Raw genomic sequence first — 21,916 nt, 5'->3', positions numbered from 1 at the left:
CCCGCCTCGCGGGATGACCGGTTCCCCTCGCGGATTTCCCGCGGAACCGAAACTCCTCGCCGATGGGGTCCACCGCCCGATCCTCCGTCACCGTAGTCGAGTCGAGCTCACCAAAACCAAATGCTCCCAAGGGGATTCACTCGTGCGAGTGCAATCTGAACATAACCCAGAACGATCGCTTGTATGTACGCCAAGCAATTTGTCAGATAGTAATATTTATTGATCGGCTACGACCTTCAGCTCCCGCGTGACCCGCCGGCGCAGGGCGGGGAACGGCAGCGCGCCACCTCCCAGCACCGCCTCGTGGAAGGCCCGCACGTCGAACCCGGCACCCCGGCCGGCCTCCGCCTCCGCCCGCAGCCGGACGAACTCCAGGTAGCCCGCGCGGTAGGAGAGCGCCTGCCCCGGCAGATCCGTCGAGTACCGCAACAGGTCCGAGGCGATCTGGCCGTCCTCCTCCGTGGAGTTGGCGCGCATGAAGTCCCGCGCCCCCGCCAGGTCCATCGTCCCGAGGTTGAGCCCGGTGTCGACGACCAGCCGCTGCGCGGTGAACCGCTCCTGCGCGAGACGCCCGTACGCGTCCCACGGGTCCTCGTAGAGGCCCATCTCCCAGCCGAGCCCCGCCGCGTACTCGGCCCAGCCCTCGTTGAACGCGCCGAACTCCGCCGCCTCGCGGCGCAGTCGCGGCAGCGCGGCGTCCTCCGCCTGCCGGGCGAGGTGGAAGTGGTGCCCGGGCGCCAGCTCGTGGTAGATCAGGGAGGCCGAGCCGATCAGGGACCGCCGGTCCAGGTCCGAGCCGTTGTAGCGGTAGCGCCCGACCGCACTGGCCGCGGTCGGGGCCTCGTAGTACCCGAAGGTCATCCCCGGCTCCAGCGCCGGATCCAACCGGGCCAGCCCGTACGGGGCGGTCGGCAAGGTGGCGAACCACTGCGGCAGCCGCGGCTCCAGCCGGTCGAGGTGGCCGCGGAACCGGGCCTCGACCTCCTCGGGCGTCCGGGCGTACAACCGGGACTCGGTCCGCAGCCGCTCGTGGAACCCGGCCTCGGTGCCGTGGAAGCCGAGGGCCTCGCGCACCTCCCGCATCCGCTCGGCCAGTTCGCGGCACTGGTCGCGGCCGAGCTCGTGCAGCCGCTCGGGCCCGGTGTCGCTCCCGGTGTGGGTCCGGACGAAGTCCCGGTAGGCCTCCTCGCCGCCCTCGTAGTGCGCCCACCCGACGTCCCGCGGCGCCCCTCCCGGGTACGCCGGGTCGTCGACGCACCCGAGCAGCCGGTCGAAGGCCGGCGCCAACTCCGCCTCCACCAGCCGCCGGACACCGTCCCGGAGGCGTCCGCGCCCGGCCGGCCCGAGCCCACCGAGCCGGTCGTCCGCCACCGTGACCCGACGCCCGGCGGAGGACCGCAGGCCCTCGACCGTGGCCCGCACCCCGGCCAGGGCCGGCGCCGGCACCCGGAAGCCGCGCGCGGCCTGGCCGGCCACCTTGTCACCGATCGAGCCGACCACCCGCGCGAGGTCGTGCACCAGCGCCACGTACCGTTCACCGTCGGCTGGTTCGGCGAAGCGGAAGGCGCCCAGGACGGCATCGACGTACAGCGACAGCGGGAAGAGCCGGTACGGCGTGGCGGCGGGCGTCAGCCAGTACCACCGGTGGACGCGCAACTCCTGTTCCGCCAGCGCCACGAGGACGGCCGCGGTGTCGGCATCGGCACCGGACAGCTCCGCGCCGTCGAGCGGCCGCATCCGCTCCAGCACGCCGGCCGCGAACCGCTCCCGCTCCGCGGACTCGGCGAGCGACGCCCCCGGCAGCGCCTCGACCGGGAGCCCCTGGCGGACCCGCAGCAACGGCTCCCGCTCCAGCAGGAACTCCCAGTAGCGGTCCGCCAGGTGGCCGACCTCACGGCCCGGCTCGTTCGTCGTCATGTCGACACAGTGTGGCGACGACGGACCGCCAGGTCACCCGGCCGACGGCCTACAGGCCCCGACACCCCTCGAAAGAGTGAACCAGGGGCACTCCGCCGCCGAGCCCCGCGCCCCGGCGCCCACCGCTCCCCACAAGGCGGGAGCACTGCGCCCCTTGAATCGAACACGCCTTTCCCCCAGGTGAGTTGACTCGCCATCGCCAAGGCCCGGTGGCACCATGACGCCATGCTCCGTCGCCCCCCGCCGGCCGCCCTCGCGGCCACCCTGACCGCTGCCGCCCTCGCGCTCAGCGGCTGCGGCAGCGCTGCCACGTCCTCGACGAGCACCCCCCTGGTGGACCGCGGGACCGTCCGGATCGCGGCGGCCGGCGAGACCCCGAGCTTCGACCCGTACTCCACCTTCGGTGCCTCCCAGGCCCGCTACGCCTACGACTCCCTGGTGAACGTCGCCCCCGACGGCACCCTGGTCACCGGCCTGGCCACGTCCTGGCAGGCCACCGCCACCACCGCCGACTTCACCCTCCGCCCGGGCGTCACCTGCTCCGACGGCACACCCCTCACCGCCTCCGCCGTCGCCCGGTCCCTCAGCTACGCGGGCGACCCGGCCAACCAGCTCGCCGGCGCCCAGACCGTCCTGCCGAACGTGCCGTTCACCGCCACCGCCGACGACGCGACCGGCACGGTGTCGGCGACCACCACCGCCCCCTTCCCGTTCCTCACCCGCAGCATCGGCCTGCTGCCGATCGTCTGCCCGGCCGGCCTCGACCACCCCCGGTCGCTGGACCGCACCACCCAGGGCACCGGCCCCTACGTGCTCACCCGCTACACCCCCGGCGGCCCGTACGAGTTCACCGTCCGCGACGGCTACACCTGGGGCCCCGCCGGGGCGAGCACCGCGGAGCCCGGCCTCCCCGCGCGCATCGTCATCTCCGTCGTCCCCCAGGCCTCCACGGCGGCGAACCTGCTGCTCACCGGGGGCGTCGACATCGCGAACGTGAACGGTCCCGACCGCGGCCGGCTCACCGGCCACGGCCTGGCCGTCACCGACGTGGCCACCGTGGTCGGGCTGACCTTCTTCAACCAGCGCCCCGGCCGGGCCCTCGCCAACCCGGCGCTGCGCCGCGCCCTGGTCTCCGCCCTCGACCGCCAAGGGCTCGCCAACGTCGCGGTCGGCGGCACCGGCCGCCCCGCCACCGACTTCGGGGCCGAGGGCGGCGTCTGCCACGCCGACCTCGCCGACGCCAACCTGCCCGCCCAGGACGGCGCCGAGGCCCTGCGCGTGGCCGGCTGGACCCGCTCCCCCGGCGGCCCGCTCACCAAGGACGGCCAGGCGCTGCGGCTCCGCCTGATCACCAGCCCCGACCTCGGCCCGACCCTCACCTCCGTCGCCGAGCTGATGGCCCGGCAGTGGACGGCGCTCGGCGCGCGGGTCGACCTGGTCAGCGAGAGCCTGCCCGCCCTCGTCAACGCCATGTACCAGAGCGCCGACTTCGACGTGGTGGTCGGCACCTCGCCGGGCTTCGCCCTGCCGGTCGGCTTCATCCCCTTCTTCTCCGGCCCCACCCCCGCCCAGGGCCTCAACTTCGCGGGCGTGCGCAACCCCGAGTACGACGCCCTGGTCGCTCAGGCCCTCCGGGAGACCGACACGACGGGCTGCGGCACCTGGAACCGGGCCGCCGCCGCGCTCTTCCGCGCGGCCGACGCCCTGCCGATCGCCGACGGCCGGAGCGGCGTGTACGGCCACCGCACCACCTTCGCCACCACCTTCGGCGGCCAGCTCGTCCCCACCAGCATCCGCCTCCACCAGTGACCGGGGCCACCATGTCCGTACCCCGACTGCTGCGGCACCCCTGGACCGTGTTCCTCGGCCGCCGCACCGTCCGGCTGCTCCTCTCCCTCGCGGTCGTCCTCACCGCCTCGTTCGCGATGATCCGCTTCGTCCCCGGCGACCCGGTCCGCGCCGCGCTCGGCGTCGACGCCGCCCCCGCCCTGGTCGCCGCCCGCAGACACAGCCTCGGGCTCGACGCGCCGTTCCTGTCCCAGTACCGGCACTACCTCGGCGGCCTCCTGCACGGCGACCTCGGCACCTCGCTGACCACCGGGACACCGGTCGCGGAGCTGGTCCGCACCCGGCTGCCCGCCACCCTGGAGATCGCCGGGCTGGCCTTCCTGGCCACCCTCGCCGTCGCCCTGCCCGGCGGCCTGCTCGCCGCCGTCCGCACCCGCGACGGCCGCCGCCCGCGCACCGAGCTGGCGTTCACCGCCGTCACCGCCGGCCTGACCGGGGTCCCGGACTTCGTCCTGGCCGCCGGACTCACCGCGCTGCTGGCCGTCGGCCTCCAACTCCTCCCGGTGGCCGGTGCGGCGGGCGTCGAGTCCTTCGTCCTGCCGGTCCTCGCCCTCTCCCTCGCGCCCACCGCCGTCCTGCTGCGCATCGTCCGGGTGGAGGCGTTGAAGGTGCTGGACGAGGACTACCTGCGCACCGCCCGGAGCAAACGGCTGTCCCCCGCGCGGTACTACCTGCGGCACGCGGCACCGAACACGGCCACCGCCGCGCTCACCGTCGCCGGGAGCCTGCTGCCCGGCCTGATCGCCGGCACCGTGCTGGTCGAGAAGGTCTTCGCCTGGCCCGGCATCGGCTCCGCCCTGGCGCAGTCCGTGGTCGCCCAGGACTACCCGGTGGTCCAGGCGATGGTGCTGGTGCTGGGCACCACCGTGCTGCTCGCCGGCCTCCTGGTCGACGTGCTGCTCGCCGTGCTCGACCCCCGCTCGGCGATCAGGGAGATGTGACCATGAGCCTTCCGTCCGGCCTCCGGCGCTCGCCCATGGCCTGGGTCACCGCCGTCATGCTGGCCTCGCTCGTCCTGCTCGCGCTGGCCGGACCGCTGGTCTGGGGCGCGGCGGCCGAGCGCCCGGACCCCTCGGCGGTGCTCCAGGGGCCGTCCGCGGGGCACCCGTTCGGCACCGACAACCTCGGCCGGGACCTGCTCGCCCGGGTCCTGGCGGCCACCCGGCCCTCCCTGCTGCTCGCGCTGGCGGCCGTCCTGCTCGGCGCGAGCGCGGGGGTCCTGCTCGGGGCCGCCACCGCCGTGCTCGGCCGGCGCGCCCGCCGGCTGACCGCCGGACTGGTCAACCTCCTGCTCGCCTTCCCGGCGCTCCTGGTCGCGATGTTCCTCGCGGTCGTGTTCGGCGCGGGCGCCGCCGGGGCGATGCTGGCCCTCGCGGCCGCGGGCGTCCCCGGCTTCGCCCGGCTCGCCCAGACCCTCGCCGCCGGGGTGGCGGGCACCGACCACCTGGCCGCGGCCCGGGTCCTCGGCCTGCGCCGCCTGCGGCTGCTCTGGCGGCACGTCCTGCCCAACATCGCCGAGCCGCTGCTCCTGGCCACCACCACGGCGGCGGGGACCTCCCTGGTCGCCCTCTCCGGGCTGAGCTTCCTCGGCCTGGGCGTCCAACCACCCGGCTACGACTGGGGGCAGCTGCTCAACCAGGGGCTCGACCGCGTCTACGCCGAGCCGCTGCCCGCCCTCGCACCCGGTCTGGCCATCCTCTACGCGGCCCTGACCTTCCAACTGCTCGGCGAGGTCCTGGCCGGGAGCGTCGCCCGGCGCGGCCCGGCGCCGCGCACGCCCGTACCGACGCCCGCCGCGAGCGGCCCCGCCGAGGACGGCCTGGTGCTCCAGGTCGAGGACCTCCACGTCGAACTCCCCACCCCTGACGGCGTGATCCGGCCGGTGCGCGGAGTCAGCCTCGCCCTGCGGCCGGGCGAGACCGTCGGGCTCGTCGGCGAGTCGGGGTCGGGCAAGTCGCTCACCGCGCTCGCCATCGCCGACCTGCTGCCGTACGGTGCCCGGGCACCCCGGCGCACCCTGCGGCTGCTCGGGGCCGACCTCGCCGCCCTGCCCCCGAAGGAACGGGACCGGCACCTCGCGACGGGCCTGGCGGTGATCTTCCAGAACCCGGCCTCGGCGCTCAACCCGTCCCTGCGGATCGCCACCCAGCTCACCGAGACCGTCCGGGCCCACCGGGGCGCGAGCCGCGCCAGGGCCGCCGCGGAGGCCGCCGACGCGCTGCGCCGGGTCGCCCTCCCCCCGGCGCTGCTGCGCTCCCGCCCCCACCAGCTCTCCGGCGGCCAGCGCCAGCGCGTGATGATCGCCTCCGGGCTGATGGTGCGTCCGGGCCTGATCATCGCCGACGAGCCGACCACCGCGCTCGACGTCACCGTGCAGCGGCAGATCACCGGGCTGCTGTCCGAGATCCGGCGGGACACCGGCGCTGCGATCCTGTTCATCAGCCACGACGTCGCGCTCGTCGGGGAGTTCTGCGAACGCGTCCTGGTGATGTACGCGGGCACCATCGTCGAGGCCCTGCCCGCCGACCGCCTCGCCGACGGCGCCCGGCACCCCTACACCCGGGCCCTGGTCGCCTCGGTCCCGGAGCTCACCGCCGACCGCGACCGGCCGCTGCGGACCGTCGACGGCGCACCGCCCGACCCGCTGGTGCCCGCCCCGGGGTGCGCGTTCGAGCCCCGCTGCCCGCGCCGCCGGGACCACTGCGCCGAGCAGGCCCCGCCGCTGGAGGACCTCGACGCCGGCCACCGGGTCGCGTGCTGGTCCCCGGTACCGGTGGCGGCGGACCCGGAGACGGTGGCCGCGTCATGACCGAACTCCAGGTGACCGGCCTCACCGTCCGCCACCCCGGCCCGCGCGGCCCGGTCACCGCCGTGGACGGCGTCTCGCTGGAGGTCCCGTCCGGTACGACGCTCGGGCTCGTGGGCGAGTCCGGCTCCGGCAAGTCGAGCCTGGCCCGCGCGATCGTCGGCCTCACCCCCGTGCACGCCGGCCGGGTCCTGCTCGACGGCCGGGAGGCCCGCACCCGCACCGTCCGCGACCGCCGCCGGCTCGGCCGCCTGGTCCAGGTCGTCCTCCAGGACCCGGACACCGCGCTCGACCCGCGGATGACGGTCCGCCAGACGCTCGTCGAAGCGGCCACCGTCTTCCGCCGGCTCGACCGGCCCGCACGCGCCGAACGCGTCGCCGAACTGCTCGGCCTCGTCGGCCTGGACCCGCGGCTCGCCGACCGGCTGCCGCGCCGGCTCTCCGGCGGGCAGCGCCAACGGGTCGCCATCGCCCGCGCCCTGGCCGTCGAACCCGGCCTGCTGATCGCCGACGAGATCACCTCGTCGCTCGACGTCTCGGTGCAGGCCTCCGTCCTCAACACGATCCGGGAACTCCAGCAACGCCTCGGCCTGTCCATGCTGTTCATCGGCCACAACCTGCCGGCGGTCTGCCACGTCTCCGACGCGGTGGCGGTCATGCGGCACGGCCGGATCGTCGAGACCGCCCCCACCGGAACCCTCCTGCGCGCCCCGCGGCACCCGTACACTCGGACGCTACTCGCCGCCGTGCCGAGCCTGCGCACGCCGCCGCCCGGGGAGGGGCCGCCATGACCGACGCTCGACCGGACGCCGTGGTCGTCGGAGCCGGGGTGATCGGCGCCGCCGTCGCCCTCGAACTCGCGCGCGCCGGGCGGCAGGTGGTCGTCGTGGACAAGGCGGGCGCCGTCGGCCACGGGTCCACCAGCGCCTCCAGCGCGATCATCCGCTTCAACTACTCCACCTTCGCGAGCGTCGCCACCGCCTGGGAGGCGCAGCACCTCTGGACGTCCTGGCCCGACCACCTGCGGCTCACCGGCCCCCGCCCGCTCGCCGCCTTCCACCGCACCGGCGCCGTGCTGCTCGACTCCCCCGAGGTCGAACCCTCCGAGACCGCCGCCCTGTTCGAGCGCGCCGGCGTCCCGTACGAGCGGTGGGACGCCCCGACGCTGCGCGAGCGCCTTCCCGGGATCGACCCCGGACGGTACTGGCCGCCGAAGCCGGTGGACGACGACGCCTTCTTCGCCGACCCGTCCGGCGAACTCGGCGCCCTGTTCACGCCGGACGCCGGGTACGTCGACGACCCCCGGCTCGCCGCCCTGAACCTCGCCGACGCCGCGATCGGGCTGGGCGCCCGACTCCTCCTCCACCACACCGTGGTGGCCGTCGACCGGCACGCGGACCGGGTCACGGGCGTCCGCCTGGCCGACGGCTCGCGGATCGCCGCACCGGTCGTGGTCAACGCCGCCGGCCCGTGGTCGGGCGGCCTCAACCGGCTGGCGGGCGTCGGCGACGACTTCACGATCGGTGTGCGTCCGCTGCGCGAGGAGGTCCACCAGGTCCCCGCACCGGACGTCCGGACCGCCGACCCCTTCCCCCTGGTCGCCGACCTCGACGTCGGCACCTACGTCCGCACGGCCCCCGGCGGGCAGCTCCTGGTCGGCGGGACCGAGCCGGACTGCGACCCGCACGAGTGGATCGACGACCCGGACGGGGCCGATCCCCGCCCCACCGCCCGGCGCTTCCGCACCCAGGTGACCCGGGCGGCACGCCGGTTCCCGGCGCTCCGGGTCCCCAACCGGCCCCTCGGCGCGGCGGGCGTGTACGACGTCGCCGACGACTGGACCCCGATCTACGACCGCACCGCCCTCGACGGCTACTACGTCGCGATGGGCACCAGCGGCAACCAGTTCAAGAACGCCCCGCTGGTGGGCCGCTACCTCGCCACCCTGATCGACCGGGTCGAGGCCGGGCACGACCACGACGGCGACCCGGTGCACTTCCGCTGCGACCACACCGGCACCGTGGTCGACCTGGGCGCCTTCTCCCGTCGCCGCCCGGTCCGGACGGACTCCGCGCGGACGGTCATGGGCTGATCGGGGGCAGCTCGCGCACCAGGTCCCCGACCACGCCGACCACGAACTCGGGCGCCTCGTGCGGGAAGTCGTGGCCCGTCCCCGCCGGTGTGTACACCAGCCTCGACGCCGTCGACGCCGCCAGGTAGCGGACCCGGCTGCGGAGGTAGAAGCGGCTGATCCGCTCGGCCTCGACCACGTCCCTGGCACCGGCCAGCACCGCCTCGCCGCCGATCAGGTCCCGCGGTACCACCAGCACCAGCGGCAGGTCCCCGAGGTCCCCGTCGTACACCACGGTGTCCCAGCCCACCTGTGCCAGCCCGGACGGCGACAGCTCGGCGAAGATCGACGCGGCGGCGCAGCACGGCCCGGTCCGGCCGCCGGGGCCCCGGTGCGCGCCGAACAGCTGTCGCACCGCCGCCAGCAGGACGCCCCGGCGCAGCGCCGCGAGCTGCCCGTTGGGCGGCGCGAAGGCGATGACCTCCAGGGGGGTCGGGTCCAGCAGGACGAGCCCCGCCACCAGGTCCGGCCGGCGCCTGGCCACGTTCGCGACCAGCAGCCCGCCGAAGGAGTGGCCGACGAACACGAAGGGTGCCCGCTCCCCCGCCGCCTCCAGCGCCGCCGGCAGCTCCGCCGCCTCGGCCGCCGTCGTCCGGGGGAACGGCCCGACGTCGCTCCAGCCCGTCCCCGGGCGGTCGACCAGCACCGACCGGGCCTGGGCCGACAGCATCATGTGCAGTTCCCGGAGGTCCTCGCCGGGGGCGTGCCCGCCGGGCATCCAGACCACCGTCGGCCCCGCCCCGGCCCGCCCCTCGGCGAGGACGTGCATCCGATGACCGCCCACGTCCACCAACCGCCCCGGCGGCGGGTGCGCCCGCGCCTCCCGGGCCACCAGCACCAGATGCCGAACGGCCCCGGCCGCCAGCACAACCCCGACGGCCAGCGCCAGGCCAGCGAGCACCACCGCCCAGGCCGCCCCCACCGCGAGGAGGCCGCCGCCCGCCGCCGCCACCGCCAGCGCGACCGGCGCCCCGATCCAGTCCCGGCTCACCACCGCGAGCAGGGAGTTCGCCATTCGTCCGTCCCGTCGCATCGGCCCTCCGCGACAGCAGCGCGTCCGACAACTGCCCCCTGGCCTTCTCTTTCCCGCCCGCTCGTGCCCTCACCCTGATCAACTCCCCCACAGTCCGGCATTCCGGGCCCCGGACGCACCCGGGGCCGGGCCGGTCGGCTGCCGGCCGGGCACCACCGGACCGACCCGATCCGTCCGGCCCCCTGGTCCCGGCTCCGTGACCGGCCGAAGATGGCGGCATGGGTGTCGACGGAGCGGGTGCCGGGCTGCTGGTGACGAACGTGCGCGTCTTCGACGGGACCGGAGCCGAGGCGGCGCCGGGGTACGTCCGGGTGGAGCGGGACAGGATCGCGGAGGTGGTGCTGGGCCGCCCCTTCCCGTCCGGTCCCACGGGTGGCGCGACGGTGCTCGACGGCGGCGGCCGCACCCTCATCCCCGGGCTCACCGACGCCCACGTCCACCTGTTCGCGGCCGGCGGCACCATGGCCGAGCTCCAGCTCGCCCCGACCGGCACCGTCTACTACCAGGCCCTGGCCGCGGCCCGCTCCATGCTGATGCGCGGCTTCACCACGGTGCGGGACATGGCCGGCGACACCGAGCCACTGCGGCGGGTGCTGGACCGCGGGCTGTTCCCCGGCCCGCGGATCTACCCGAGCCAGGCGGCCGTCTCCCAGACCTCCGGCCACGGGGACTTCGGGACGGTCCACGACGCCCCCACCGCCCTGGGCGGGCCGCCGGCCCGGAGCGAGCAGCTCGGGTTCACCCGAGTGGCCGACGGGCCGGAACGGGTGCTCGCCGCGGTGCGCGAACAGCTCAGGAAGGGCGCCACCCAGATCAAGCTGATGGCCGGCGGCGGCGTCAGCTCCGAGTTCGACCCGCTGGACGTCCTGCAGTTCACCCCGGCCGAACTGGAGGCCGCCGTCGCCGCGGCCTCCGACTGGGGCACCTATGTGACCGTGCACGTCTACACCTCCGAAGGCGTCCGCCGCGCGGTACGGGCCGGGGTGCGCTGCGTCGAACACGGGCACCTCCTCGACGAGGACACCGTCCGCCACCTCGCGGAGCAGGGCGTCTGGCTCAGCACCCAGCCGTTCGAGGTCGACGACCACCACTACGCCTCCCCGGACAGCGCCCGCAAGAACCGCGAGGTCTGCGAAGGCGTCGCCCGCACCATCGGCTGGGCGGTGCGGCACGGCGTTCGGCTGGCCTTCGGCACCGACCTGGTCTTCGACCCCGGGAAGGCCCACCGGCAGAACGAGATGCTCGTCCGGCTCGGCGAGCACCTCGGCCCGGTCGAGGCCCTGCGGACGGCCACCTCCGGCAACGCCGAGCTGTTCCGCCTGTCCGGCCGCCGGGACCCCTACCGCGCCGCGCCGCTCGGCGTCATCGCGCCGGGCGCCTGGGCCGACCTCCTGGTCGTCGACGGCGACCCGACCTCCGACCTGTCCGTCCTCGCCGACCCCGAACGCAACCTGCGACTGATCGTCAAGGACGGCGTCGTCCACAGGAACGAACTCGGCTGACCCCCTGGCTGGCCGGTCAGACGTGTCGGCCGGTCAGGCGTGCCGGAGGCAGAGGGTTCCCCACTGGAATCCCGCACCGATCCCGGACAGCACATAGGTGTCCCCCGGGAGCAGGGCGCCTTCGGCCACGGTGGCGTGGAGCGCGGTGAACAGCCCGGCCGACCCGGTGTTGCCCAGCCGCTCGACCGTGACGGGGACGCGCTCGCGGGGAACGCCCAGGGCGGTCATGGTCTCGGTGAGGATGTTCAGGTTGGCCTGGTGCAGGAAGAAGTGCCGGATCCGGTCAACCGGCACACCGGCCCGGTGTGCGGCGCTCGCGATGCTCTCGGGCAGGCGGGCGGTGGCGGTGTTCCAGACGGCACGGCCGTCCATCCGCAGGTAGTGCTCCCCGGCGGCGACGGTGGCCGCGGTGGTGGGCAGCCGGGAGCCCCCGGCGGGGATCTGGACGCCGTAGGAGAGCTGGGATCCCAGGTCGTAGGAGAGCAGGCCCGCTCCGGCCTCGTCGGTGCGGGCGAGCACCACGGCCGCCGCCGCGTCTCCGAAGAACACCCCGGCGGTGCGGTCGGTCGGATCGGTGACCCTGGAGGCGCAGTCGGCCGCGAGCAGCAGGACGGTGCTGATGGAGGGGTTCTGCAGGAGGTGGGCGGCGATCAGCATGGCCTGGACGCCGGAGGCACAGGCCGCCTGGGTGACGTCCAGGGACAGGGCGCGGTGGGCACCGAGGGCGTCCTTGACGATCAATGCGGTCGACAGGAGCGGCTGGTCCCCGGTGTAGGAGGCGACGACGACCGCGTCTAGCTGGGCAGGCCCGACCCCGGCGGCCTCCAGGGCCGGGTGGGCCGCGGCGACGCACATGTCGGAGGTCGCCAGGTCCGGGGCCAGCCGCCGGCGCTCACGGATCCCGGTGCGGCTGGTGATCCACTCGTCACTGGTGTCCAGGGTGCGGGTGAGCTCCTGGTTGGTGACGACGGCCGGCGGCAGGTGCACCCCCGTCCCGGCGACGGCGAACGGCACGGGCAGGCCGGCGCCGGTCTGGTGGTGCAGCGTCTGCTCCACGGTGACGGTCACAGCAGGGTGCTCCGCCCGGATTCGATCGGTCCGCCGCGAGAGGCTCCCATGGTTCTTTTCCTTCCCCTGCCGGTCCGTCATTTTTCAGTACCGTCGCATCGTTCCACGAAACATCGGGGCCAGATGTCTCGTGGTAATCCGTAAGCGTGACGAAGCCGCCGACGAATTGACATCCAGCCGCCGTGATGTGCTATCGACCGGATTCCTGAAATGGATCCGCGCAGGAAAGATGAATACGCCGCTCTCGCAATTGACCGTCCACTCCGAAAAGTCGTACGAAAAGAGCGCGGATGACCGATCCAACGGCGTATCGGGGGTCGCCGGCGGTGAGGACGTCGAACTGCGGGGCTCGACGGCGGCCCGGGCATCATCGCCGCCGGTGGCTGCGGCGAGTCGCGAATCTCGATGGCGTTGCGGCGCTGGTGCTGCCAGGGTGTCCCCGTGCTGAAGAAGTTACTCTTCATGACTCTAGCCGGACATGGACACATCAATCCAATGGTGCCGTTGGTCGAGGAACTCGTACGGCGCGGGCACCAGGTGGACTACGCCACCGGAGCAGGCCACGCCGCCGCGGTCACCAGTGCCGGCGCACGCTGGTTGGAACTGCCGCCGCTGGAGCCGTTCACACCACCATCGAAGATCGGCCCAGAGGCCGTGGCCGGCTGGTTACGCCACTACTTCGCGGCGATGCGCGCGACCTACCCGGTGTTGCAGAAGTACTGTGCCTCGGAGCCGGTGGACGCAATCTGTTACGACACGACGAACTGGCCTGCCCGGACCATCGCCAGGAGGCTGGGGATCCCCGCCGTGCAGTGCTTCCCTCACCTCGCCTCGAACGAGGCGTACTCACTGGACCGGCAGTTGACCGCGGGGCTCGACACCGGCGATCCGGCGATGGCCTTGCTCGCCGCTGACTGTGAGGCCTTCTCCACCGAGTACGGCGTCCCGCTCGGTGTCGCCGACACCATGACGATGGCGGACGGGCTCAACCTCGTGTTCGTCCCGCGAGAGTTCCAGCCGGCCGCTGACAGCTTCGACGAACGTTTTCACTTCGTCGGCCCCTCGATGGGCAGTCGCGAGCAGACCGAGCACTGGTCGCCGCCCGACCCCGACGCGCCACTGCTGTATGTCTCACTGGGCACCGTCTTCAACGGTCGCCCGGAGTTCTACCGCGCCTGCATCGACGCCATCGCCGACGGGCCCTGGCAGCTGGCGATGACCGTGGGCGATACGGATGCCGCCGTACTCGGCGCCATCCCGAGCCGGGTGGACGTCCGGTCGCGGTTCCCGCAACTGGCGGTACTCCGCCATGCCACCGCCTTCGTATCGCACGCCGGGATTAACTCCGTTATGGAGGCGCTGCATTACGAGGTCGGCCTCGTCGCCGTCCCGCGGACACCCGAGCAGGCTGCCAACGCCGGGCGCCTGGGGGAACTCGGGCTCGGCGAATGCCTGGACGCCGACATGGTGAGCGCCGAAGCACTGCGGGCGGCGATCGACAGGGTCGCCTCAGACCCGGCAGTACGCGTCAGCCTTGCGGGAATGCGCCAAGCCATCCTGCGAAGCGGTGGAGTCACACGCGGCGCCGACGTGATCGAGCAGTACCTCCGTCAGCACTCCGTGTGACTCTGCGCTCCTGCGTCGCCCTCACCGGAAGCGGGTGCGGCCACCGCGTGATCGTCAAGAGCTGTGTGGACCGGTCGTCGCCGTCTCCGTCGACGGCGACCGCCTGGACTCCGGGACACCGGTGTTCACGAGGACGGCTGTCCCGGAGCATCGGTGGCGGCCGGTCCGGCACCAGGCCGGTCCGTCACCAGGTGGCGGGCAGGTGCAGGGGGCTGCGGGTGGAGGTGCCCAGCCGCCATTCGATCCCGGTGGTCGGCAGGGTGAGGCGCAGGCCGGGCAGGCGGGCGGCGAGACGGTGGAGGGCGATTCGCATCTGGAGGCGGGCCAGCCACGCGCCGGGGCAGAAGTGGGGACCGGCGCCGAAGGCCAGGGTGCCGGCTTCCAGCGGGTCGAACAGCCGGCTGAGGGAATCGGGTGGGAAAACGCCCGGGTCCCGGCTGGCGGTGGTGCGGTCGGCCGCGACGATGTCGCCGGCGCCGATGGTCACGCCGCCCAGCTCGACCTCCTCGGCGGTACGAAGGAGGCTTCCGGGGCGTTCCCTGTTGGCGCCCAGGGGGATGGTGTGCAGCAGCCGCTCCGCCGCCAGGGCGGCCGCCGCCTCGTCCGAGCCGATGCGCCTCCAGGCGTCGGGGCGTTCGGCGAGCAGGTAGAGCACCGCGTTGGCCAGCGTGGTCATGCTGGTCTCGTGTCCGGCGACGAGCAGTCCGCACACCAGGTTGACCAGTTGGCGATCGGACACCTCACCCTCGCGGTCCGCGGCCCGGACGATGGCGCTGACCAGGTCGTCGCCGGGTGCGCGCCGACGGCCGGCGAGCAGCCTGGCCACGTACGCGGTGAACTCCCGCATCGCGCGGCTGACTTCGGCGGGGTCGCGGTCGGCGGTGGCGAAGGCGAGTTCGGTCCAGTCCCGGACGCGTCCGAGGTCCTCGCCGGGGAGGTCCATCATCCTGGCGATCACCGCGCTCGGCAGCGGCCTGGTGTACCCGGTGACCAGATCGGCCGGGGCCCCGTGCCGCACGAGGTCGTCCAGCAGCCGGTCGACCACGGAGGTCACCCACGGACGCGACCGCTCGATCGCGCCGGGGGTGAACGCCCGTTGGAAGACGCGGCGCATCCGGTGGTGCTCGATCCCGTCCTTGTGGAACATCGAGTCCCGGTCGCTGCCCAGATTGGGCGTGTCACTCAGCGGCGGCGCGTCCGGGGCGAACAGCAGCGACCGCTTGAACCGGGCGTCCACGAGAGCCCGGCGGACGTCGTCGTAGCGCGTGACCAGCCAGATCGGAGTGCCGTTCGGCAGCTGCTCACGGCGCGGCGGCCCCACGGACGGCAGCTCCATGCGGTGCATCGGGACCAGCCGTGCTCCGGGGACAGTGATTGTGAGGTTCTCGGTCTGGGGCAACGGTTCCCCCTGGGATCGTCGGATGGCTGCGGTGCGGTCGGCAGGCACCGGCGGCTCTCGGGCGGGTCACCGCCCGCCGTCGGCGTCGGACGGACGGGCACGGTGGTTCGCGGACGTCATGGTGGCGAAGCGGCAGCCGGGGCGCCAACCGGCCCGCGCAGGGTTCACCCGTCCGGCGGCAGGCGGCCGGGCGTCCCGCCCCCGATCCGACGGTTCCCCTACCCCTGTCCACCTACCGCCGGCCGCTCGCCGCGAGCGGGCGGGAGCGCAGCAGGGCGCGGGTCGGCAGGGCCGTCGCGGCGAGGCAGAGGACCACGGCCGCGGCGGCCAGCGGCAGGGCGGTGCCGGGCGGGACGTACGGCGGGGCGTCGGCGAGGCCCCGGGCGATCGGGACCAGGGTGATCCAGGCGATCAGGCCGCCGAGCAGCAGCCCGGTCACGGCCACCAGCAGGGCCTCCCAGCGCATCATGCCGCGTATCTGGCGGCGGGTGGCGCCGGTGAGGCGGAGCAGGGCCACCTCGCGGCCGCGGTCCAGGACGGTCATCACCAGGGTGTTGGCGGCGGTGATCGCGGCGAAGCCGCCGAGGACGGCCGCCATCACGGAGTTCGCCCAGTCGCCGGCCTCGCGCCTGCGGTCGGTCTGCGCGACGTACCCGGCGCGGTCGGCCACCGTGAGCCCGACGACCGTGGCGGCCCCGGTGGTGGAGGCCTCGGCGGGGAGCTTCGCCAGCCGGGCGGCGACGTCCGCGCGGTCGGCTCCGGGTGCGTCCGCGACGAGCACCTGGCTGTCGTAGGCGACGGCGGCGTGTGCGGCGACGGCGGCCCGGGGCAGGATCAACTGCCCGAAGCCGAGGCCGCGTTCGTAGGTGGCGACGACCGTCAGCTGTGTCTGGGTGCCGTCGCCGAGCCAGAAGGAGGCGCGGTCGCCGACGCTGTGGCCGAGCCTGTCGGCGAGGGCCGCGTCGAGGGCGACGGTGTCCGTGCCCCGGGCGAGGTCGGCGAGCGAGCCGCTGCGCACGCCCAGGTCGAGGACCCGGGGCAGCCTCGCCGGATCGCCGGACACGCCGAGGGCGTTGGCGGAGCGGAGCTTCCCGTCGGAGCGGTAGACGGCTCCGGTGCGCAGCACGCCCACGGCGGCTTCGACGCCGGGCACTTCGGCGGCCCGTTCGGCGGTGGCGGCGGGCAGGCCGCGACCGGTGGAGCCGAGCACGTGGTCGGCGACGACCCCGGCACGCAGCTGTTCGCCGGTGGCGTGCCCGACGCTGCTCTGGATGAACAGCATGGTGCCGCAGAAGGCGCTGACCATCACGATGGGTGTGATCGCGGAGGTCAGCCGGCGGGCGTCGGCCCGGGCGTTGTCGGCGGCCAGCGATCCGGCGGTGCCGCCCACGCCCGCCCGCAGCGGCAGGCCGAGCACCCCGGCGGCGACCCGGGCCACCCAGGGGCCGAGCAGGGCGGTGGCCACCAGGAAGCACATGACCACGCCGAGCGCGGTGTTGGCGGCGTTCTCACCGCTCAGGCCGGCGGCGACGGCGGCCAGCACGACGCCGCCCACGACCGCCGCCAGACCGAGGAGGGCCCGCACCACGCCCGCCCGTCCGGCCGGCACCGAGGCCTCTCCGAGTGCCTGGCCGGGGCGCAGGCGGGAGGGACGGTGCGCGGCGAGGTAGCCGGCGGCCAGCGCGGCCAGCGAGCAGGTGGCGACGGCGACGAGCGCGGGGACCGCTCCGACGTCCAGTTCGACGCCCTCGGGGACGGCGCCGCGGGAGACCAGTCCGTCGAACCACCAGCGGGCCAGCGCCACGCCCGGGACGAGGCCGAGCAGGCCGGCGAGGGGTGCCACCAGCATCGCCTCGGTGGCGACCGTACGGCGGATCTGGCGGGGGGTCGCGCCGACGGCGCGCAGCAGGGCGAACTCGCGGGCCCGCTGACCGACGGCCAGGGCGACGGTGGACACCACCACGAAGACGGCCGTCATGGTGGCGGTGCCGCCGAAGGATCCGCCGATCGCGATCAGCAGCGTCCGGCTCTGCCCGAGCCCAGGCTGCTCGACGGAGCCGCGGTCCTCGCCGGTGACCACCCTGATCCCGGTGGGCGACGCCCCGGAGGCCCGCGGGCCGGCGGTGTCGCGCAGGGCCTCGCGGAGCTGGCGGGCGAGGTCCTCGGCGCCGACGCCCTCGCTCGGCTGGACGGCGATGGCGTCCACCCGGCCGGGGTGACCGGAGAGCTGCCCGGCCACCGCGTCGGCGAACCAGGCCGTCGGGCCGGCGTTCTGCGGCGCGGCCAGGCCGGAGATCCGGTAGGTGCCGCTGCCGCCGGGTGCGACCAGGGTGAGGCTCGCGCCGGGTGCCAGCCGGGCGTCCCGTGCGGTGGCGGCGTCCAGGACCACCTCGTCCGGGCCGGGGGCGCGGCCCTCGACCAGGGTGTCCGCGCCGCCGGCGATGCCGAGCGCCGCGTACCCACGCCCGGTCAGGCCGGGTGCGGCCGGACCCGGTTGGATCGGGAAGGCGGTGTCGGGACGGGCCGCCGCGACACCGGGCAGGGCGGCGATGCGCTGGGCCAGGGCCGCGTCCACCCGGGGCCGGTCGGGCACCGGCCGGTCGACGGCCTTCTCCTTCTTGTTGACCTTGCGGACGATCCCGATGTCCGGACCGGCCGCGACGACGACCGGCGCCTGCGCGTAGCGCACCGGGGGCACGTTCGCGGTGACGCCGGTCTGCAACAGGGTGCCGCAGCCCATGATGACCGCCGCGCCGAACAGCAGGGCGACGAAGGTCCCCGCGAAGGAAGGCGGCCGGAAGCGCACCGAGGCGCGCGCGAGTCCGTTGCTCATGCCGCCGCCCCCGACACGGCGGTGGAGCTGTCGCGGCCCGGCGCGAGGTCGACCCCGCGCACCGCGTGCACCGTCTCGCCGCCGCGCCCGTGGCCGCGCCGCACCGCGCGCGGTCCGATCGCGGGGCGGGCGGGGGCGTGAGGCTCGGGCGGTTCGTACTCCGGGCGGTGGTGGCGGGCTGCCATGGTGCTGCCATCCCTCGTGGATCGTGTCCGTCAGCGACGGGGTCCAGGCTAGGAACGGCGGGTGGGCACGAACCATGGTGGCGACCGGCGTGCGCGGGGTGGGGATAACCCCACCCGACGCGCGCGGGCCTCGGGCGGGCCGGACCGGCTCCAGCGGGCCTTGCCGCCCGGCCACGGCTCAGCCGCAGTGCTCGAAGCTGTAGCCGGTGTCACCGGTGCCGGAGAACTCGTTGTACTTCAGCCCCCCGATGAAGTCGATGCAAGCCCCCTTGGCGTACGCGTAGACCGGGCCCGCGTACTGGGTGTAGTTGCTGCCGACACCGTCCTTGATCCAGGTGCTGTCGCGGGAGCGCCGTATCTCGACGAAGATCTCGTGCTGGCCGCTGACGACCGCGTCGTTGCCGCGGGCGATCGCGCAGTTGTACCCGTTTCCGCTGTTGTAGTAGATGTCGATGAAGCCGACCACCGCGGCCACGTTGTGGATGTCGTTGATCTCCCAGCTCCGCTTGAAGTCGTACGCGCTCCCGCACTTGTTGACCCGGGCGGAGGCGTGGGCCGCGCCGGCGGAGAGGCCGACCAGGCCTCCGGCGAGGACGGTGGCCGCGAGGACCGTCGCGAGACGCTTCCTGATCATCGAGAACTCCTTCGAGGGCCGGGGTTCGCGGACCGCTTCCGCGATCCGCACGGAACTGCCGGCGGCGGGTGGTGCGTTGCTGGATCGCGTCGCCGCCGGGTGGTACGTCGGGCGGCCGACCGCCCCCGTTGTCGTCGGTCGGCCGCCCGGTCGCGGCGCTCGGGGTTCGTGGTGCGGACTCCCCGGCGCCCGTCAGAGGGCGGCGCCCGGCCCGCTCGAACGGGCCCTGCCGCCCGGCGATGGTTCAGCCGCAGTGCTTGGAACCGTAGCCCGAACCCCCTTGCCCCGTGAACTCGTTGTACTTCAGCCCACCGACGAAGTCGATGCAGGCCCCCTTGGCATACGCGTAGACCGGGCCCGCGTACTGGGTGTAGTTGCTGCCGGCACCGTTCTCGATCCAGCCGTCCGTTCCGGAGCGCCGTATCGCGACGTAGATCTCGTGGTGACCGGTGACGGCCGCGTCGCGCCCGCGGGCGATCGCACAGTTGTACCCGTTCCCGCTGTTGTAGTAGATGTCGATGAAGCCGACCACCGGAGCCGCGCTGGAGTTGTCGGTGATGTCCCAGCTCCACTTGAAGTCGTACGCACTCCCGCACTTGTTGACCCGGGCGGAGGCGTGGGCCGCGCCGGCGGAGAGGCCGACGAAGCCTCCGGCGAGGACGGTGGCCGCGAGGACCGTCGCGAGGTGCTTCCTGATCATCGGGAACTCCTTCGAGTGCGGTGGTTGCCAAGGTCCGGGGCCGTCGGGTGACCGCCGCCGCGGGACGGCGCAGCCCCGGCTCCGGCACCGGAGGTCCCGGACTGCGTGTCCCGTCGCAGGCGGGCTGCGACAAGTTGTCCGAAGACCCGGTGGAGTTCCCACAGTGCGGGCGTATTTGATTGTCCATCTACAAGACTCGGCCGCGGCCCAGGTGAACAGCGGACAACCCGGATTGACCACGGACACGGCAGGGGGCAGGGAATGGGGAGCGCCGGACGCCCACAGGGGCGGTTCAAGGGCGAGACCGAGCAGGCGAACGACCTGGCCGGGCTGGTGCGGGAGGTGACCTCCGGGCTCACCGTCCGCGAACTCGCGCGCCGGTACCCGGCCGGCAGGACCAGCTGGAGCGAGTACCGCTCCGCGGAGAAGGACATCCCGTGGCACCTGCTCCGGCAGCTGATCCACGACCGCGTGACGGACCCCCGGGCCCAGGCGGTGCTCCTGGCCCGGGCCGGTCAGCTGCACGAACGGGCCGGCCTGGCGGCCAGGGGACTCCCGTCGCCCGCGGCGGGGCGGTCGGACGCGCGGCAGGCACTGGATCTGGCCAGGCAGGCGCAACGGCAGGCCGAGGCCGGCGTGGCGGAGGCGGAGGAACTGATCCGCGTGCTGATCGCCATCGTGGCCGAGCTACGGGGTGAACTGGGCGCCGCCGGAGCGGACGGGCCGGCCCCCGTCGCGCCGCTGCCGCCCGGCGGCGGCGATGCGGGGCAGCGGCGGGCCCGGCTGTTGGAGGCGACGCGCTGCCTGGACGAGGTGCGCCGCATCCGGGAGAGCGCGTACGACGCACGGCGGACCGCGGAGCAGGAGCAACGCGCCATGGGGCTCCTGGTCGACCAGGAGCAGTCGCCGGCCGGGGCCGACGGTGGCCGACAGCCGGGTACGGAGCCGGCGGTGGCCGACGGGGTGCCGGCGCACCTGCCCGTGCTCCGGCGCCTGCACACGGACCTCCTCGCGGTACGCACGGCCCTGGCCGGCCGGTACCTGGAGGTGGCCCGGATGGCCCCGGCCACGACCGGCCCCGCGGTTGTCCGCGGTGAGCTGGTCCCGGTCACGGACAATCGCCCGACCAGCCTCTTCCCGCCGGGCCCGGCGTTCGACGGCCCTCCGCCCGTCGATCCGCTCTACCCCACCGAGCCCGCCGGGACACCGGGGCGTCGGGCCGTCAGGACGGGCGCGGCCGTCGGCGCGGCGGCGGTCCTGGCCGGGGCCCTGGTCCTGGCGGGCGTGCTGGTGGGCGTACAGCTGCGCCCGGTGCCCGCCTCCTCCGGCGCGCTCCCCCTGGCGGTCGGTACCGACCCCGCGCCGACGCCCGGCACGAGCGCCGAACCGTCCGCGCCATCGGCGGGCAGCCCGTCGGCGCGGCCCCCCGGCGACGGTCCGGCCACCGCGTCGACCGCACCCCCACCGGACGGCGGGCCGGCTCCGGCGGCGGGGGTTCGGAGCGCAGCGGCGCAGCCCGGTCCGACGGTTCCCGGCGAGCCGCCCCGTGCGCTGTCGGAAGCCACCGGCCCTCCGGCCTCGACCGGGGGCGACCGACCCGCGCCGCCCCCGGCGCCCACCGCCTCCGCGTCCGCATCCGCGTTCCCGGCACCGGGGCGCCTCGGCGGCACCCCGCTCGTCCCGCCGACGGGATCGGTGGCGATCAGGAACAACAACAGCCTGCAGTGCATCGCCACGCCCGGCGGGAGCCGGGAGGAGGGCGCGCAGGTCCAGCAGTATCCCTGCGGGGACTTCCCCGACCACTTCTGGCAGACCCAGCAGGCCTACACGGACGCCGACGGCGACACCTACTACCGGATCGTCAGCTACAACAGCGCCCTCTGTCTCTCCGTCCAGGACTCCAGCACCGAGGCCACCGCCCAGGTCGTCCAGTCGGCGTGCCGGAACAACCCCGGGCAGGCCTGGAAGATCGAGAAGTGGCCGCACGGCATCCGCTTCGTCAACGGCAACAGCCGCCAGTGCCTCGCCGTCTCCCACGGCAGCAACGCCCCGCAGGCCCCGCTGATGCAGTACCCGTGCGGCGACTACCCGGACCACCACTGGGGCTACGGCTCACGCCGCTGAGGCTCGTTCCAGAGGCCGGGAACGGGGACTTCCCGGCACGAGCAGGGTGTCGCGGGCTGGCCCGGATGCCGTGGCGCGACGGGCGCACGCCATGCGCCGGCGTGGACGCA

16 protein-coding genes are annotated in these 21,916 nt (G+C 74.5%); 8 read left to right on the top strand and 8 right to left on the bottom strand.

Going from position 1 to position 21,916, the window contains the following annotated elements:
- Positions 1-216: 216 nt before the first annotated feature.
- Positions 217-1,917 (bottom strand): DUF885 domain-containing protein, encoded by a 1,701-nt coding sequence (locus AMK13_RS36480; protein WP_074005858.1) that lies wholly within the window; start codon positions 1,915-1,917, stop codon positions 217-219.
- A gap of 225 nt (positions 1,918-2,142) precedes the next feature.
- Here AMK13_RS36480 and AMK13_RS36475 point away from each other — a divergent pair, with 225 nt between their 5' ends.
- The 5 genes from AMK13_RS36475 to AMK13_RS36455 are packed head-to-tail and all read left to right on the top strand — an operon-like array spanning position 2,143 to position 8,663.
- Complete coding sequence (locus AMK13_RS36475; RefSeq protein ID WP_074005857.1) at positions 2,143-3,726, top strand: ABC transporter substrate-binding protein; 1,584 nt, start codon at positions 2,143-2,145, stop codon at positions 3,724-3,726.
- 11 nt (positions 3,727-3,737) lie between these two features.
- Entirely contained in the window at positions 3,738-4,706 is a 969-nt protein-coding gene (locus tag AMK13_RS36470; RefSeq protein WP_074005856.1) for an ABC transporter permease, read from the top strand.
- Between the two features lie 2 nt (positions 4,707-4,708).
- Complete coding sequence (locus AMK13_RS36465) at positions 4,709-6,574, top strand: dipeptide/oligopeptide/nickel ABC transporter permease/ATP-binding protein (protein ID WP_241853187.1); 1,866 nt, start codon at positions 4,709-4,711, stop codon at positions 6,572-6,574.
- The gene (locus tag AMK13_RS36460; protein WP_074005906.1) at positions 6,571-7,362 is read left to right on the top strand and encodes an ABC transporter ATP-binding protein; all 792 of its coding nucleotides are present in this window, start codon (positions 6,571-6,573) and stop codon (positions 7,360-7,362) included. The genes AMK13_RS36465 and AMK13_RS36460 overlap by 4 nt, the downstream gene beginning before the upstream one ends.
- Positions 7,359-8,663 (top strand): NAD(P)/FAD-dependent oxidoreductase, encoded by a 1,305-nt coding sequence (locus AMK13_RS36455; protein ID WP_074005855.1) that lies wholly within the window; start codon positions 7,359-7,361, stop codon positions 8,661-8,663. The genes AMK13_RS36460 and AMK13_RS36455 overlap by 4 nt, the downstream gene beginning before the upstream one ends.
- On the opposite strand, the gene AMK13_RS36450 is transcribed toward AMK13_RS36455, so the two are convergent.
- Complete coding sequence (locus AMK13_RS36450) at positions 8,653-9,717, bottom strand: alpha/beta fold hydrolase (RefSeq protein WP_074005854.1); 1,065 nt, start codon at positions 9,715-9,717, stop codon at positions 8,653-8,655. The two genes, AMK13_RS36455 and AMK13_RS36450, sit on opposite strands and share 11 nt — an antisense overlap.
- 236 nt (positions 9,718-9,953) lie before the next feature.
- On the opposite strand from AMK13_RS36450, the gene AMK13_RS36445 reads away from it, so the two are divergent.
- Positions 9,954-11,237 (top strand): metal-dependent hydrolase family protein, encoded by a 1,284-nt coding sequence (locus AMK13_RS36445; RefSeq protein ID WP_074005853.1) that lies wholly within the window; start codon positions 9,954-9,956, stop codon positions 11,235-11,237.
- A gap of 33 nt (positions 11,238-11,270) precedes the next feature.
- On the opposite strand, the gene AMK13_RS36440 is transcribed toward AMK13_RS36445, so the two are convergent.
- Complete coding sequence (locus AMK13_RS36440; RefSeq protein ID WP_074005848.1) at positions 11,271-12,305, bottom strand: 3-oxoacyl-ACP synthase III family protein; 1,035 nt, start codon at positions 12,303-12,305, stop codon at positions 11,271-11,273.
- Between the two features lie 441 nt (positions 12,306-12,746).
- Between AMK13_RS36440 and AMK13_RS36435 the strand changes: the two genes are divergently transcribed.
- Complete coding sequence (locus AMK13_RS36435; RefSeq protein ID WP_107418960.1) at positions 12,747-13,931, top strand: macrolide family glycosyltransferase; 1,185 nt, start codon at positions 12,747-12,749, stop codon at positions 13,929-13,931.
- 184 nt (positions 13,932-14,115) lie between these two features.
- Here AMK13_RS36435 and AMK13_RS36430 read toward each other — a convergent pair whose 3' ends face one another.
- The 5 genes from AMK13_RS36430 to AMK13_RS36410 form a co-directional block, all read right to left on the bottom strand.
- The gene (locus AMK13_RS36430; protein ID WP_241853186.1) at positions 14,116-15,267 is read right to left on the bottom strand and encodes a cytochrome P450; all 1,152 of its coding nucleotides are present in this window, start codon (positions 15,265-15,267) and stop codon (positions 14,116-14,118) included.
- Between the two features lie 295 nt (positions 15,268-15,562).
- Entirely contained in the window at positions 15,563-18,163 is a 2,601-nt protein-coding gene (locus tag AMK13_RS36425) for an ABC transporter permease (RefSeq protein ID WP_074005845.1), read from the bottom strand.
- Positions 18,160-18,348 carry a hypothetical protein gene (locus tag AMK13_RS36420; RefSeq protein WP_074005844.1) on the bottom strand — a complete coding sequence of 63 codons (189 nt, stop codon included), beginning with the start codon at positions 18,346-18,348 and terminating at the stop codon, positions 18,160-18,162. Before AMK13_RS36420 ends, AMK13_RS36425 begins: the two co-directional genes overlap by 4 nt.
- Positions 18,349-18,526: 178 nt before the next feature.
- Positions 18,527-18,982: a hypothetical protein gene (locus AMK13_RS36415; RefSeq protein ID WP_074005843.1), complete on the bottom strand. Its 456-nt coding sequence runs from the start codon at positions 18,980-18,982 to the stop codon at positions 18,527-18,529.
- 244 nt (positions 18,983-19,226) lie between these two features.
- Entirely contained in the window at positions 19,227-19,682 is a 456-nt protein-coding gene (locus AMK13_RS36410) for a hypothetical protein (protein ID WP_074005842.1), read from the bottom strand.
- Positions 19,683-19,943: 261 nt separating this feature from the next.
- On the opposite strand from AMK13_RS36410, the gene AMK13_RS36405 reads away from it, so the two are divergent.
- Positions 19,944-21,806, top strand: coding sequence for an RICIN domain-containing protein (locus AMK13_RS36405; RefSeq protein WP_074005841.1), 1,863 nt, complete (start codon positions 19,944-19,946; stop codon positions 21,804-21,806).
- Positions 21,807-21,916 lie beyond the last annotated feature (110 nt).

Origin of the sequence: Streptomyces sp. CB02056, assembly GCF_001905545.1 — a bacterium.
Lineage (GTDB): Bacteria > Actinomycetota > Actinomycetes > Streptomycetales > Streptomycetaceae > Kitasatospora.
Note: the sequence above shows the minus strand (reverse complement) of the source record. Positions and strands in the feature narration are given on the sequence as shown.

Coding starts and splice junctions, on each gene's coding strand:
- AMK13_RS36480 (WP_074005858.1), bottom strand. CDS start 1,917: ATGACGACGAACGAGCCGGGCCGTGAGGTCGGCCACCTGGCGGACCGC.
- AMK13_RS36475 (WP_074005857.1), top strand. CDS start 2,143: ATGCTCCGTCGCCCCCCGCCGGCCGCCCTCGCGGCCACCCTGACCGCT.
- AMK13_RS36470 (WP_074005856.1), top strand. CDS start 3,738: ATGTCCGTACCCCGACTGCTGCGGCACCCCTGGACCGTGTTCCTCGGC.
- AMK13_RS36465 (WP_241853187.1), top strand. CDS start 4,709: ATGAGCCTTCCGTCCGGCCTCCGGCGCTCGCCCATGGCCTGGGTCACC.
- AMK13_RS36460 (WP_074005906.1), top strand. CDS start 6,571: ATGACCGAACTCCAGGTGACCGGCCTCACCGTCCGCCACCCCGGCCCG.
- AMK13_RS36455 (WP_074005855.1), top strand. CDS start 7,359: ATGACCGACGCTCGACCGGACGCCGTGGTCGTCGGAGCCGGGGTGATC.
- AMK13_RS36450 (WP_074005854.1), bottom strand. CDS start 9,717: ATGGCGAACTCCCTGCTCGCGGTGGTGAGCCGGGACTGGATCGGGGCG.
- AMK13_RS36445 (WP_074005853.1), top strand. CDS start 9,954: ATGGGTGTCGACGGAGCGGGTGCCGGGCTGCTGGTGACGAACGTGCGC.
- AMK13_RS36430 (WP_241853186.1), bottom strand. CDS start 15,267: ATGGAGCTGCCGTCCGTGGGGCCGCCGCGCCGTGAGCAGCTGCCGAAC.
- AMK13_RS36425 (WP_074005845.1), bottom strand. CDS start 18,163: ATGAGCAACGGACTCGCGCGCGCCTCGGTGCGCTTCCGGCCGCCTTCC.
- AMK13_RS36420 (WP_074005844.1), bottom strand. CDS start 18,348: ATGGCAGCCCGCCACCACCGCCCGGAGTACGAACCGCCCGAGCCTCAC.
- AMK13_RS36415 (WP_074005843.1), bottom strand. CDS start 18,982: ATGATCAGGAAGCGTCTCGCGACGGTCCTCGCGGCCACCGTCCTCGCC.
- AMK13_RS36410 (WP_074005842.1), bottom strand. CDS start 19,682: ATGATCAGGAAGCACCTCGCGACGGTCCTCGCGGCCACCGTCCTCGCC.
- AMK13_RS36405 (WP_074005841.1), top strand. CDS start 19,944: ATGGGGAGCGCCGGACGCCCACAGGGGCGGTTCAAGGGCGAGACCGAG.